The sequence below is a fragment of the Curvibacter lanceolatus ATCC 14669 genome (genome assembly GCF_000381265.1).
In the GTDB taxonomy this organism is placed as follows: Bacteria; Pseudomonadota; Gammaproteobacteria; order Burkholderiales; family Burkholderiaceae_C; genus Curvibacter; species Curvibacter lanceolatus.
In genome coordinates this window covers 106208-120059 of sequence record NZ_KB906256.1, presented here as the reverse complement: position 1 = coordinate 120059, position 13852 = coordinate 106208, and the positions used below count along the sequence as shown (strand labels likewise).

Here is a 13852-nt window from a genome sequence, read left to right as displayed (position 1 = left end):
TCAGGGCAGCGCTGAAGGATTGGCGAAGTAGGCCTTGGAGTAGGTCTTGAACTGGCCACCATCGGTGGTGATGTTGGTCTGAGTGGACTCGCCTGGGCTGAACACCACGCCAACCCCCCCGGCTGCCACCAGTTCATTGGGATGGCTCAGAAAGTAACGCACCCTGTTGTCGCGCCAAGGGCTTTGCTTGCTGGCCGTCGCAGCCGGCACCCCCATCGGGGTTTGCCACCACAGCAGGGGCCGACCCAGGCCCTGAAAGAAGCCATTGGCGATGGCGAAATGTTCGGTGAAGGTGGGGGAGGTGGTGTTGCTCTCGTCCCAATACCAATTGTTGCCGCTGCGCACGCAGCTGCCCAGGCTCGACTGAGCCTCGAAACAGCCGGCGTCGCGGTCCAATGTCTGCATGACCACGAAGTCGGCTTGGCCGGCCCCGAGCTTCTGCATGTAACTCACTTCGGTGGACAACAGGTCGCCGAACAACGAGGGTGGGAAGCCCACGTAAGCTTGGGGTGCATATAACCGGGCGGTCTGCATCAGGCAGGCGGCCATCCCGGCCACGGTATTGGGCAGCGTGGCGCAGTCGGGGTTGGTGTTGACGTAGACGAACATCTGCGTCGGGTCGGCGTTCACTCGGTGCGTGTAACCCCAGAAGTCGGGCTCGAAATTGACCAGCGCGGGCTTGCCATAGGTGGCCAGTTGCTGAAACAGCAGGCGGGTGTTGTCCCAGTAGTCCTTCATGAAGCTGGTGTCGGTCAGTCCGGTCAGCACCCCGTCACCGCGGGTGGCCATCTGGTAGAGCGTGAACATGGGCACGGCCCCCAATTGGTCGGCGCGCTGCGCGACCAGTTGCACGTAGGCGCCCGAGGGGCTGTTCCAGCTCGGCCAGGCGCTGGCGCCTGCCCCCACCAGGTATTGGTCGTAGATGTCGGGGGTGAGGCTCTGGGCCTGGATGGGCGCGACGTCGGTCGATCCCAGCCCCACCAGCAAACGCTGGCTGCGCCCCAGGGCCTTGGCCAGCACCCCAGGCCGTTGAGCCAGGGTGGCTTGCTGGATCAGGGTGTGACCATCGGTGGGGGTCGAGCTGCCCGATCCGCTGCTGCTCCCGCTGCCTGAACTACCTGAACTGCCCGAGCTACCCGACCCGCTGCTGGTGCTGGACGAGCCCCCGCCACCTCCACCGCCGCAACCGGCAACGAAGGCGATGGCCGCAACGGCAATCAGACGGACAGCATGACGATGTAGGCGTTTGGACAAAAACATGCCCGCCAGTCTACTGAAAGAAGCCGCATGGTGACATGACAAGGCCCTCTTTGATGTCGTGGGGATGTGTGTGTCTGCACGACTCTGCCGAGCCACAATCCCAGGGCTGTCCCGGAGTCTGCCGATGTCCACCCTCCTTCCGAACCCCCCGTCTTCCGTCGTCCCAGCGTTTTCTGAGCCTTTGTGGTGTGTGACCACCACGGTGTCCCACCAATTGGACGCAGGTCAACTGGCCAGCCAGGTGCTGGACCAGCGCCTGGCTGCCTGCGTGCAGGTCGAGGCCGTGCAGTCGCACTACCGCTGGCAGGGCCAGACCCTGGCCGAGCCGGAATGGCGCCTCACCCTCAAGACGTCCGCCGCGGCCGGGCCGGCCTTGCTGGCCTGGCTGAAGCAGCACCATCCCTATGAATTGCCCCAGCTGTGCTGGTCCCCCTGGCAGGCTTCGGCCGATTACGCCCAATGGGTGCATGAGAACGTGAACCCCTGAGAGAACAGGGCGGCTCGCCCTGCAAGCCCACCTGAAATGCAAAAGGCCCGCTGACGGGCGGGCCTTGGGGCTTGGCGGCGGTGCCTGGGCTTCAGGACAACAGGGCCTGGGCAAACTCGCGGGCGTTGAAGGTCTCGAGGTCTTCCAGCTTCTCGCCCACGCCGATGAAGTACACCGGCACCGGGCGCTCCTGGGCGATGGCGGCCAGCACCCCGCCCTTGGCGGTGCCGTCGAGCTTGGTCACGATCAGGCCGGTCAGTTTCAGCGCGTCGTCAAACGAGCGCACCTGGGCCAGGGCGTTCTGGCCGGTGTTGCCGTCGATCACCAGCAGCACCTCGTGCGGCGCCGTGGCGTCGGCCTTGTTCACCACGCGGCGGATCTTCTTGAGCTCTTCCATGAGGTGCAACTGGGTGGGCAGGCGCCCGGCCGTGTCCACCAGCACCACGTCCTTGCCACGGGCCTTGCCGGCGGTCACCGCGTCGAAGCTCACGGCCGCCGGGTCGCCGCCTTCCTGGCTGACGATCTCGACCGTGTTGCGGTCGGCCCACACGCCCAGTTGCTCGCGGGCGGCGGCGCGGAAGGTGTCGGCCGCGGCCAGCAGCACGGCCGCGCCTTCGTTGGCCAGGTGCTTGGTCAGCTTGCCGATCGAGGTGGTCTTGCCCGCGCCGTTGACGCCGGCCACCATGATCACGGTGGGCGTGAATTCGCCGATCACCAGTTGCTTTTCGAGCGGACGCAGCAGATCGGTGATCGCATCGGCCAGCAAGGCCTTCACCGCCGCCGGGTCGGTGGTCTTGCTTTCCTTCACGCGGCGCTTGAGGTCGTTCAGCAGGTGCTCGGTGGCTTTCACCCCGGTGTCGGCCATCAGCAGGGCGGTTTCGAGCTCTTCGTAGAGCGCATCGTCGATCTGGGTGCCGGTGAACACCGTGGCCAGGGTCGAGCCGGTCTTGCGCAGGCCGGCCTTCAGCTTGTCCAGCCAGCCTTGGCGCGCAGGCGCTGGCGCTGGTACCGGGGCTGGTACGGGCTCAGGGGCCACCGCGACGGGAGCAGGGGCGGGTGCCGGCGTCTTCACAGCCGGGATCGGTGCCGGGGCTGGAACGGGTACCGGCGTCGGTGCAGGTGCAGGTGCAGGTGCAGGTGCAAGAACGGGTGCAGGTGCTTCGACCTGCGGTGCTGCCGCGATCGGGGCTGGGGCGGCAGGGGCTGGCGCTGTGACGGGAGTAGAGACGGGCGCTGTGATGGGAGCGGATGCGGCAGGTGCAGCGGGCGCAGCGACGGCCGGTGGCTCGGCAGAGGGTTCGGCCGGTGCGGCCGGCTTGCCGCCAAAAGCGTTGCGCAGCCAGCTCAGGCCACCGCCGCCCGTGTTGGCCGGGGCCGGGGAGGCTGAAGCCGCCGGCGCAGGGGTTTCAGGGGCGGCTGCGGGCGCAGGCACCGAAGCGGCAGGTGCGCTGGCAGGTTCTGCCGGGGCAGGAGCAGGGGATTTTTTCTTGAAAAAGCTGAACATTGCAGGGTTCTTAGAATCCCATCATTCTATGAAACGCACACCCACCCTTCTGGCCGCATTGATCTGCGCCTTGGCGGCCCCTGTTCTGGCGCAGTCCACACAGCCCTCTGCCCCGTCTCAGACGCCGCTTTCCGCGTCTGCCCCAGCATCGGCACCAGCACCGGCCCAAGCACCGGCACGATGGGCCAACGGGGTGCACCAATACACCCTGGCCAACGGCATGACGCTGATCGTCAAGCCCGATCACCGTGCCCCCACGGTGGCCCACATGGTGTGGGTGCGGGTGGGGTCCATGGACGAGGTCGACGGCACCAGCGGCGTGGCCCATGCCCTCGAGCACATGATGTTCAAGGGCACGCCCAGCCTGCCCCCGGGTGAGTTCTCACGGCGTGTGGCTGCCTTGGGCGGGCGTGAGAACGCCTTCACCACGCGCGACTACACGGGCTACTACCAGCAGATTCCGGCCGCCCGCCTGGAAGACGTGATGAAGCTCGAAGCCGACCGCTTTGCCCACAACCAGTGGGTCGACGACGAGTTCAAGCGCGAAATCGAGGTCATCAAGGAAGAGCGCCGCATGCGCACCGACGACAACCCTCGGGCCCGCCTCTACGAAGCCTTGAACGCAGCGGCTTTTGTGGCCTCGCCCTACCACCGGCCCGTGGTGGGCTGGATGAGCGATCTGGACGCCATGACGCCCGACGACGCCCGCAGCTTCTGGCGCACCTGGTACACCCCCACCAATGCCGCGGTGGTGATTGCCGGCGACATCGAGCCCGAGCAGGCGCTGGCGTTGGCCAAGCGCCATTACGAGCCGATGGCCGCCCACGCCTTGCCCTTGCGCAAGCCACGCACCGAGCCCGAACAACTGGGCCTGCGCCGTTTCGACTTCAAGGCCCCGGCCGAGCAGGCCTACGTGACCCTGGCCTTCAAGGTGCCCAAGCTCGAATCCCCCGATCAAACCTCTCCCACTGACGACGACGTGCTGGCCCTGACCGTGCTGGCCGCCGTGCTCGACGGTTACCCCGGCGCCCGCCTGGAGCGCGGCCTGACCCAGGGCGAACGCCGCGTGGCCGACAGCGCAGGGGCCTACAACGGCCTCATGGGCCGGGGCCCGCAGATGTTCGTGCTTGATGGCGTGCCAGCCGCCGGCCAGACCCCCGAGGCCGTGGAGGCCGCCTTGCGGGCCCAGGTGCGCCTGGTGGCCGAGCAGGGCGTCAGCGAGGCCGAGCTGCGCCGCGTCAAGGCCCAATGGGTGGCCAGCGAGGTCTACAAGCTCGACTCGGTGTTCAACCAGGCCAACGAACTGGGCCGTTACTGGGTGCAGGGCCAGCCCCTGGATGCGGGCGAGCGCCTGATCCAGCGCCTGCGCGGCGTCACCGCGGCCCAGGTGCAGTCGGTGGCGGCGCGCTATTTCGGCGATGACCAGCTCACCGTGGGCATTCTGCGTCCCCAGCCGCTGGACCCGCAGCGCCCGCGCAAGGCGGCGCCTGCCGGGCGCCATGGCTCCTGAGGCGAGGTTGTCGCCCGATGTCTGCCGCTTTGTTCTCTGCCCTTTCTCTCCCTACCCTGGGCCAGGCTTTCGGCCTGCGCGTTTCCACAGGTGACCCCATGACTCTTCCCGTTTCGACGCCGCAGCGGCGCCTGCCGCTGGCCCGGCGTGCCGGCCTTTCCATGGCCCTGCCTCTGGCCCTGCTGCTGGCCACCGCAGCCGCCCAGGCCGCGCTGCCCATCCAGCACTGGACCCAGCCCAGCGGGGCCCGTGTGGCCCTGGTGGAAAGCCCGGCCATCCCGATGCTGGATGTGCAGATCGACTTCGACGCCGGTTCGCGCCGCGATCCGGCCCGCCAGGCCGGCCTGGCCTCGGTCAGTGCCCTCATGAGCGCCCGGGGCGTGCAGGCCCATGGCAGCGCCCCCGCCCTCGACGAAAACGCCCTCAGCGAGGCCTGGGCCGATCTGGGCGCCAGCTTTGGCGGCAGTGCCAGCAGCGACCGCCTCACATTCGGTCTGCGCACCTTGACCGAGCCGGATCTGCTGGACCGCGCCGTGGCCCTGGCGGCGCGGCAACTGGCCGAACCGGCCTTGCCCGAGGCGGTGTGGCGCCGCGAGCGCGAGCGCCTGGTGGCCTCGCTCAAGGAGGAGGACACCCGCCCCGGCACCCAGGCCGCCAAGGCCTTTGCCCGCGCGGTCTATGGAGCCCACCCTTATGGCTACGAGATGAGTGCCGCCACGCTGGCCACCCTCCAGGTCAGCGACCTGCGCAGCTACCTGAAGCGCTCGGTGCGTGCCTGCGACGCCCGCGTCAGCCTGGTCGGGGCCGTCAGCCGTGAGCAGGCCGATGCCTTGGTCACCCGCTTGCTGGCCCTGCTGCCGGCCGGGCCCTGCCCGCCGCAGCCAGCCGTGCCCGAGGTGGCGCCTCTGACCCAGGCCGAAACCGTGAGCCTGCCTTTCGATTCGGCCCAGGCCCATGTGTTCATCGGCCAGCCCGGCATCCGCCGCGCCGACCCCGACTACTTTGCCCTGCTGGTGGGCAACTACATCCTGGGCGGCGGCGGCTTTGTGTCGCGCCTGACCAGCGAGGTGCGCGAAAAGCGCGGCCTGAGTTACAGCGTCTACAGCTACTTTGCCCCGGGCCTGCATGCCGGGGCCTTCACCATCGGCCTGCAGACCCGCCCTGACCAGGCCGCCGAGGCCGTGAAGGTGGCGCGTGAGGTGCTCAGCCGCTACGTGGCCGAGGGGCCCACCGAGGCCGAACTCAAGGCGGCCAAGGACAACCTGGTGGGCGGCTTTGCGCTGCGCATCGACAGCAACAAGAAGCTGCTCGACAACGTGGCCAACATGGCCCTGCACAACCTTCCGTGGGACTACCTGGACACCTGGACGCAGCAGATCGACCGGGTCAGCGTGCAAGACATCCGGGCGGCTTTCCAGCGTCACCTGCAGCCTGATCGCCTGGTCACCGTGACCGTAGGAGCCCGCCCATGACCCGTCCGTCCATGCCCCGCCCAGGCAAGGCCCCCGCAGCGCCGGCAGGCAAGGCCCCCGTGCGCCCGAACGTCAGCAAGGCCCCGGGTGAGATCCGCATCATCGGCGGCCTCTGGAAGCGCACCCGTCTGGCCGTGCCCGACCGCCCGGGCCTGCGCCCCACGCCCGACCGCGTGCGCGAAACCCTTTTCAATTGGCTGGGCCAGGACCTGGGGGGCTGGCGCTGCTTCGATGCCTTTGCAGGCACCGGCGCCCTGGGCTTCGAGGCCGCCTCGCGCGGGGCGCGCGAAGTCTGGTTGATGGAGCAGGACAGCGCCCTGGTGCAGCGCCTGCAGGCCAGTTCGATCCGCCTCAAGGCCAGCCAGGTGCGGGTGCAACGCGGCGATGGCGTGGCCCAGCTGGTGCAGCAACGCGACGCCGGCCTCGACCTCGTGCTGCTGGACCCGCCCTTTGCCTCCGACCTGTTCGAGCCCGCTTTGCGGGCCGGGGCGCAGGCCCTGCAAGCCGAAGGCTTTCTGTACCTGGAGGCCCCCCGCGCCTGGACGGCCGAGGAACTGCTGCCCCTGGGTCTGCAGCCTTACCGCTACCTCAAGGCCGGCGCCGTGCACGCCCACCTGCTGAAACGGGCCAGCCCGGTGGTCTGATCCCGGTGCCCGCATCGGCGGTAGCGGCCTGTGGCAAGGCGGTGTCAGCGGCGTTACAGGGGCCATGCATAATGCGCGCAAACAATGCACCAGCCCCATCTGCAGGAGACGCACCGCCATGGCCCAGAACGTGATCGCGATTTACCCGGGTACCTTCGACCCCATGACTTTGGGCCACGAAGATGTGGTGCGCCGTGCCACCCAGCTGTTTGACCACGTGATCGTGGCAGTGGCCGCGGGGCACCACAAAAAGACCCTGTTCAGCCTGCAAGAGCGTGTCGACATGGTGCGTTCCGCCGTGGAGCCCTTCCCTCAGGTCGAGGTGGCCACTTTCGGGGGCCTGCTGCGCGATTTTGTGGTGGCGCGCGGCGGCAAGGCCATGGTGCGCGGCCTGCGTGCGGTCACCGACTTCGACTATGAATTCCAGCTCGCCGGCATGAACCGCAGCCTGATGCCCGACGTCGAGACCGTCTTCCTCACCCCCAGCGACAAGTACCAATTCATTTCGAGCACCTTTGTGCGCGAGATCGCCGTGCTCGGAGGCGAGGTCGACAAATTCGTCTCGCCGCTGGTGCAGGAGCGCCTGGCCGAGAAGGTGCGCAGCCTGGGCCGCGAGTGAGCCCGGCGCGGCGGCCTCGCTCTTTCAGGGGCGATGCCAGCGCGCGATCCAGTCTTTCAACAAGGCGTTGACCTGGGGTGCGCGCTCCATCGTCAGCATGTGGCCGCAGCGCGGAATCAGCGCCATTTGCGCATGAGCGATGGCCTCGGCCATCTCGTAGGAGCATTCAGGCGGGGTCAAGAGGTCGTTGGCGCCACACGCCACCAGCGTCGGGCACTGGATGCGGGCCAGGTGGGGGCGGGCGTCGGGGCGGTCCATCACGGCCTCGTTCTGACGCGCCAGGGCTTCGCCACCCGCCGACTGGATGAAGCGCCAGTAGCGTGCCCGCAGGTCGGGCCGGGCGGCACCGTCGGCATGAAAGGCCAGGGCGATGTTGGGCTCGATCACCTCCCGCAACTGGCCCGCTCTGAACTTTTGCACGGCCGCGCTGCGCAGCCCACGCATGGCCTCGGTCTCGGGGCGCGCGTTGCTGCCCAGCAGGGCCAGCCCGGTGATGCGTTCGGGCGCCTGGCGCAGGGCCTCCAGGGCGATCATGCCGCCCATCGAGGTGCCGCACAGGGCCAGGGGGCCGCTGTGTTCGCGCAGCACGGCTGCCGCCATGGCGCGGATGCTGGGGTGGCGGAAATGCACCAGGCTGATGGCCCAGCGCAAGTCGTGGGGCAGGGCGCGGGTCTGGTCGGCCCACAGGTCGGCGTCAGCGGCCAGGCCGGGCAGAAAAATCAGGGTACTCATGGGGCGGTCAACTTCGAAGCCATCGAGCCTTTGATCATGCCTCAGCCTCCGTCAGTCCGTCGGCGCCCTGGCTGGCACCGCCACAAACCGGGCGGCGCGCGCCCCACAGCAGGCTCAGTCGCTGGTCGGCTGAGCTTCACTGGAGAGCCAGCGCCCGCGGGGTCGGCCCGCGGCCTGCATGCCATTGGAGGCCCAGGGCCAGGACACCCGGCTCCAGGCGACCTGGCCTGCTTCGGAGGGCAGTGGCTGCACCGACGGGGCCAGATGGCTCAGCGGGTGGCTGCGCCGGATCAGCAGATCAACGCAGTCCATCCCGTCGTTGTTGCTGTCCTCGGGGGGGAAGCGCAGACGCGTGGTGTCGCGGATGATGGGCTGATCGAAGTTCGGGTCCGTAGAGGATGAAGCGTCCATGCAGAAGTCCAGTGTGCTTGACGAGCCACGCGGATCGTGGGCTATCGCTTCTACGAAGGGTATTCTTGGGTGGACGAGAGGTTGGTCAGTGGTGACGCAGCCCACCTGTCGGCGTCGGCGCTGCCTGCTTGTAGGTGCTGGCCCACAGCGTGCTCACACCGGGCTGGTGAGGGTGGGCAGGTAGGCGGTGATGCGGCTGCCCTGCCCGGGGGTGGACTCGACCAGCAGGCGGCCGCCGGTGGCTTCCACGCGGTGGCGCATCCCCTCCAGCCCATGCGAGCCGGCCCCGATCTGCTCGGGGTTGAAGCCGATGCCGTCGTCGCTCACCGTCAGCAATGCATGTGTGTCCGTGTTCTGCAACTGCACCGAGACCTGCCGGGCGCGGGCGTACTTGCCGATGTTGGTCAGGGCTTCCTGCACCAGACGGTACAGAGTCAGTTGCGACGACTCATCCAGCTCCACGGCTTCCAGCCGGGTGTCGAGCACCAGGTCTGAGCGTTCTGAAAACTCCCGCGTGAGGATTTCCAGCGAAGGCAGCAAGCCCAGGTTGGACAGGGAAGAGGGGCGCAGGTCTTCGACAATGCGGCGCTTCAGGGCAATGCCCCGGTTCAGGGTTTCGGTCAGGTGCTGCAGGCGTTGCAAGGCCTCAGGCGCGTGGTCGCCCAGGCGTGATTTGATGCGTGCCACGTCCAGCTTGGCAGCGGTCAGCAGAGAGCCCAATTCATCGTGCAGTTCGCGCGCCAGGTGGCCCCGCTCGTCCTCGCGCACCTGCTGCAAATAGGTGGCCAGCTTGGCCAGGGAGGCCGTGCGGTCGCGCACCAGGCTTTCCAGCCGGTCGCGTTCCTGCTTGAGCGTCTGTTGCTCGCGCTGACCCGCCACCTTCAGGGCGTTCGACTGCCTCAGGTACAGGTAAAAAGACAGCAGGCCCACCAGCGCTGTGAGGGCGATGCCCAGGCGCGACACCATCAGTGAACGCAGGATCTGCCGCTCGCCCAATTCGGTTTGCCGGCTGCTTTCGTCGATCAGGGCGGCCGACTGCTCCCGGATGGCATCCATGTGTTCCTTGCCGACATCGGTGTGCATCACGAACTTCCAGGCCTCTTCCTTGCCCTGCTTGCGCAGCTTCAGGCTCAGGTCCATCTCGGCCAGCTTGCGCGACACATGGCGTGACAGGGCGACCAGGGCGGCGGGGTCGACAGGGTGGGCTTGATCGCTTTGGCGCAACTGGTCCAAGGTCTGGTTCACCTCGGACACGGCGCTGTTGTACGGCGCCAGGTAGCTTTCGTCGCCACTGAGCAGGTAGCCCCGCAAGCCGGTTTCGGCGTCCAGCATCAGGGCCAGCAGCTTGTGCAGCGTGGCCCGGGTCTCCTGGGTGGCTGCAATGCGTTTGACGGTGCCCGCTGAGCGTTCATAGCCCAGCTCGTTGATGCCGATCAGGCTCAGGGTGGCCAGCAAGGCCAGTGGCAGGCAGATCCACTGGCGCGTGATGGTCAAAGGCCGGCCGCCGAAAAGAGGCTGCTTCAGCCAGACCGGCAAGGATGCAAACCTTGTCATTGAAAACTCCGGGCGTGGTGGGCCACGAGCGGCCCTTATTCCCTGCGCACAGCTGGGAAGCTGGCGAAACTTTGTTCTGTGGTTGCAGTTTCGGTTATTGTCGGCGCATTTGTGGGTCAATTCTCACAAATGACGAAAGACAATATCGATGATCAGAATAGGCATAGTGGATGACCACGCCATCGTGCGCTCGGGTTTGCGCAACTTCTTTGCCGACCATGTGGACCTGCGGGTGGTGGGTGAGGCGGCCAACGGGCGCGAGGCGATCGACCTGGTGCGCACCACTGAGATGGATGTGCTGCTGATGGACCTGGCCATGCCAGGCCAGTCGGGGCTGGACGCACTGGCCATGATCCGGGCCAAGGCGCCCGATGTGGGCATTTTGATCCTCTCGGGCTACCCGGAGGAGCACTACGCCATGAACCTCATTCGGCAAGGCGCCAGTGGTTACCTCAACAAGGAGTGTGACCCCACCGAGATCGTGGAGGCGGTGCGCACCATTGCGCTGGGCAAGCGCTACATCACCCGCACCGTGGCCGATCTGCTGGCCCAGCAACTGGGCCGCAAGGACGATGTGCCGCTGCACGAACAGTTGTCAGAGCGCGAGTTCCAGGTGTTTCTCAAGCTGGCCCGGGGCGAGACGGCCGGCGATGTGGCCAAGTCGCTGTCCCTGAGCGTGAAGACGGTCAGCACCTACCGCACCCGTCTGATGGAAAAAATGGGCCTGGCCTCCAACAGCGACCTGACCTACTACGCGCTCAAGAACCGATTGATAGATTGATGGATTGATCGAGTCAGGCCAGCCTCAAGCGTTCGAGGAGGCTTGCAGCGTGCAGAAATCGATCAGAGCGTCGATCTCGTTGGATTTGTCGAACACCGCATCCACGCCCAGGCTGGCACAGCGCAGCCGGATGTCGGGCGTGGCATAGTTGGTCAGCACGATCAGGCGTTGGTGCGGCTGGCGTTGCTGGCAAGCCGAGATCACGCCCAGGCCGCTGCCCTCTTTGAGAAACAGGTCCACGATGGCCAGGTCCCAGTCACTGTGGTGCTGGTGCAGCCATTCGGTGCCTTGGTGTTCTGTTTCGGCAAAACCCACAGCCCGCACCTCGGCCAGCTCTTCCAGAGTGCCCACCAGGTTCTCGCGGATCGTGGCGTTGTCTTCGACGATGTAGGTTCGGAGTTCCAAGTGAAGGCCTTGTTCACCCGCATTCAGAAGACACAACCCAGACCAACGGGTTTGGATCGCGCTTGTGCGGTAAGTTCAGGTCGGTGAATTGTGCCAGTCACATCGTTTTTGGGATGTCAGACCAGTCCTACACGGCCGGGCCGCACACCGGCCCGCACACCGGGCAGTTCGGATGGCGCGACAGGTTCATGCGCGTCCACTCCATGCTGCGCGCATCCAGCATCAGCAGTTGGCCGGTGAGGGGGGTGCCGGCCTGGCTGAGCAGCTTGAGCGCCTCGGCGGCCTGCAGGCTGCCCACAATGCCCACCAGGGGCGCAAACACGCCCAGGGTGGCACAGCGGGTTTCTTCCGGGGCTTCGGCGGGGTCGAACACACAGGCGTAGCAGGCACTCCCGGCCTGACGCGGGTCGAACACGCTGACCTGGGCATCGAAGCGGATCGCGGCACCCGACACCAGGGGGCGTTGATGGCGCACGCAGGCCGCGTTCACCATCTGGCGCGTGGCGTAGTTGTCGCTGCAGTCCAGCACCACATCGGCCTCGGGCAGCAGGCGGTCCAGCAGGGCGGCGTCGGCGCGCTGGCGCAGGGCGTCCACCCGCACCTCGGGGTTGCGCGCCAGGATGGCCTCGCGCGCCGAGTCGACCTTGGCCTGCCCGACCCGGCTCTGGGTGTGGGCGATCTGGCGCTGCAGGTTGGTCAGGTCCACTTCGTCGTCATCGATCAGCGTGAGGCGGCCCACCCCGGCCGCGCCCAGGTACAGGGCGGCGGGCGAGCCCAAGCCCCCCGCACCCACCACCACGGCGTGCGAGGCCAGCAGGCGCTCCTGCCCCTCGATGCCGATCTCGTCGAGCAGGATGTGGCGGGAGTAGCGGAGCAGCTGGTCGTCGTTCATGAAAAAAAAGCGCCCCGCAGGGCGCTGGTGATCCCTGTTGTACAGGGCTCAGTTGCTGGTCTTTTCTTCCTTGCGCTCGGTCTGGGTCTTGCTGACCACCACCGGGCGACCCTTGAGCTGGTTCAGGGCCTGCACCAGCGGGAAGTCCTTGTCACTGCCCAGCTCGGGCAGCTTGCGGTCGGCCACAGGCTTCTTGGCTTCTTCTTCAAGGCGCTTGCGCGCCTCGTCGCGGGCCTTTTCGCGCTCGGGGTCGGGCTTTTCTTCACCCTGGCCGCTGTTCAGGTGCTTTTCCAGGTCGGCCTCACGCATGCGCAGCGCTGCAAACGGGCTGCCCTCTTCGGTGTCGTCCACCATCACCTCGGGCACGATGCCCTTGGCCTGGATCGAACGACCACTGGGGGTGTAGTAGCGGGCCGTGGTCAGCTTCAGGCCGGTGTCGGGGCCCAGGGGGCGCACGGTCTGCACCGAGCCCTTGCCGAAGGTCTGGCTGCCCATGACGGTGGCACGCTTGTGGTCTTGCAGGGCACCGGCCACGATCTCGCTGGCCGAGGCCGAGCCTTCGTTGACCAGCACCACCAGCGGCACGTTCTTGAGGGCGGCCGGCAGCTTCTTGAGCGGATCGGGGCCGCTGCGGCGTTGGTAGAACTCGGGCGAGGCCTTGAAGGTGAACTTGCTTTCAGCCAGTTGGCCGTTGGTGGAGACCACCGTCACGTTCTCGGGCAGGAAGGCGCTGGACACGGCCACGGCCGCATCGAGCAGACCCCCCGGGTCGTTGCGCAGGTCGAGCACCAGGCCCTTCAGATTCGGCTCTTGCTTGTAGATCTCGTCGACCTTCTTCACGAAGTCGTCCACCGTGCGTTCCTGGAACTGGCTCAGGCGGATCCAGGCATAGCCGGGTTCGATCACCTTGCCGCGCACCGACTGGGTGCGGATCTGCTCGCGCACGATGGTCACCGGGAAGGTGCGGTTCTCGTCCTTGCGGAACACGGTCAGCAGCACCTTGGTGTTGGGCTCGCCGCGCATGCGCTTGACGGCGTCGTTCAGGGCCAGGCCCTTCACGGCGGTGTCGTCGATCTTGGTGATCAGGTCATTGGTCTTGAGGCCCGCGCGGTAGGCGGGGGAGCCCTCAATCGGCGAGACGATCTTGATCAGACCGTCTTCCTGGGTGATTTCGATGCCCACGCCCACGAACTGGCCCGAGGTGCCTTCGCGGAATTCCTTGTAGGACTTCTTGTCGAAGTACTGCGAGTGCGGGTCCAGGCTGGCCACCATGCCCGAGATGGCGTCGGTGATGAGCTTCTTTTCGTCCACCGGTTCGACGTAGTCGGTCTTGACCATGTCGAACACCGCAGCGAGTTGCTGCAGTTCTTCGAGCGGAAGCGGGGAAATGCTGCCCCGTGCCACGGTTTGCAGCGAGACCGTGGTCAGCGCGCCGGCCACCACACCAATGGAAATCCAGCCTGCGATACGGAGTTTTTCACCCATGAAATCACCTTTTTGCGACGCAATATACACCTAGGATGGGCCGCGTCAGGCCAGGTTCCGCAGTCCCCTTCATTCGCCCGGGGAATCTGCGGTGTC

General features: G+C 66.8%; 14 protein-coding genes. 6 read left to right on the top strand and 8 right to left on the bottom strand.

All coding sequences use genetic code 11. From position 1 onward, the window contains the following. Positions 1-1260 carry a hypothetical protein gene (locus F624_RS0109325; protein ID WP_157443399.1) on the bottom strand — a complete coding sequence of 420 codons (1260 nt, stop codon included), beginning with the start codon at positions 1258-1260 and terminating at the stop codon, positions 1-3. Positions 1261-1384: 124 nt separating this feature from the next. Between F624_RS0109325 and cutA the strand changes: the two genes are divergently transcribed. Continuing rightward, positions 1385-1747, top strand: a complete 363-nt coding sequence (gene cutA / locus F624_RS0109320; RefSeq protein ID WP_084679467.1) for a divalent-cation tolerance protein CutA — start codon at positions 1385-1387, stop codon at positions 1745-1747. Positions 1748-1838: 91 nt separating this feature from the next. Here cutA and ftsY read toward each other — a convergent pair whose 3' ends face one another. Next, positions 1839-3251: a signal recognition particle-docking protein FtsY gene (ftsY, locus tag F624_RS32390; RefSeq protein WP_031254582.1), complete on the bottom strand. Its 1413-nt coding sequence runs from the start codon at positions 3249-3251 to the stop codon at positions 1839-1841. Between the two features lie 28 nt (positions 3252-3279). On the opposite strand from ftsY, the gene F624_RS0109310 reads away from it, so the two are divergent. The 4 genes from F624_RS0109310 to coaD all read left to right on the top strand — a co-directional run bounded on the left by F624_RS0109310 (position 3280) and on the right by coaD (position 7496). Beyond that, entirely contained in the window at positions 3280-4761 is a 1482-nt protein-coding gene (locus F624_RS0109310) for a M16 family metallopeptidase (protein ID WP_043425808.1), read from the top strand. Positions 4762-4859: 98 nt separating this feature from the next. Further along, positions 4860-6233 (top strand): M16 family metallopeptidase, encoded by a 1374-nt coding sequence (locus F624_RS0109305; RefSeq protein WP_157443398.1) that lies wholly within the window; start codon positions 4860-4862, stop codon positions 6231-6233. Positions 6234-6244: 11 nt separating this feature from the next. Next, complete coding sequence (rsmD, locus tag F624_RS0109300) at positions 6245-6877, top strand: 16S rRNA (guanine(966)-N(2))-methyltransferase RsmD (RefSeq protein ID WP_019574020.1); 633 nt, start codon at positions 6245-6247, stop codon at positions 6875-6877. Between the two features lie 118 nt (positions 6878-6995). Then, complete coding sequence (coaD, locus tag F624_RS0109295; protein ID WP_019574019.1) at positions 6996-7496, top strand: pantetheine-phosphate adenylyltransferase; 501 nt, start codon at positions 6996-6998, stop codon at positions 7494-7496. Between the two features lie 24 nt (positions 7497-7520). Here the strand turns inward: coaD and F624_RS0109290 are convergent, their stop codons facing one another. From F624_RS0109290 to F624_RS0109280, 3 genes are all read right to left on the bottom strand, one after another. Next, a complete protein-coding gene (locus F624_RS0109290; RefSeq protein ID WP_019574018.1) occupies positions 7521-8228 on the bottom strand; it encodes an alpha/beta fold hydrolase in 708 nt (235 codons plus the stop codon). A 114-nt stretch (positions 8229-8342) separates the two neighbouring features. Beyond that, positions 8343-8639: a hypothetical protein gene (locus F624_RS0109285; RefSeq protein WP_019574017.1), complete on the bottom strand. Its 297-nt coding sequence runs from the start codon at positions 8637-8639 to the stop codon at positions 8343-8345. Between the two features lie 153 nt (positions 8640-8792). Beyond that, a complete protein-coding gene (locus tag F624_RS0109280; protein WP_084679466.1) occupies positions 8793-10193 on the bottom strand; it encodes a CHASE3 domain-containing protein in 1401 nt (466 codons plus the stop codon). A gap of 148 nt (positions 10194-10341) precedes the next feature. Here F624_RS0109280 and F624_RS0109275 point away from each other — a divergent pair, with 148 nt between their 5' ends. Then, positions 10342-10974 carry a response regulator gene (locus F624_RS0109275; protein ID WP_031254580.1) on the top strand — a complete coding sequence of 211 codons (633 nt, stop codon included), beginning with the start codon at positions 10342-10344 and terminating at the stop codon, positions 10972-10974. 24 nt (positions 10975-10998) lie between these two features. Here F624_RS0109275 and F624_RS0109270 read toward each other — a convergent pair whose 3' ends face one another. The 3 genes from F624_RS0109270 to F624_RS0109260 form a co-directional block, all read right to left on the bottom strand. Beyond that, positions 10999-11379: a response regulator gene (locus tag F624_RS0109270; protein ID WP_019574014.1), complete on the bottom strand. Its 381-nt coding sequence runs from the start codon at positions 11377-11379 to the stop codon at positions 10999-11001. A 127-nt stretch (positions 11380-11506) separates the two neighbouring features. Then, complete coding sequence (locus F624_RS0109265; protein WP_019574013.1) at positions 11507-12271, bottom strand: HesA/MoeB/ThiF family protein; 765 nt, start codon at positions 12269-12271, stop codon at positions 11507-11509. Between the two features lie 48 nt (positions 12272-12319). Further along, positions 12320-13756, bottom strand: a complete 1437-nt coding sequence (locus F624_RS0109260; protein WP_031254579.1) for a S41 family peptidase — start codon at positions 13754-13756, stop codon at positions 12320-12322. Positions 13757-13852 lie beyond the last annotated feature (96 nt).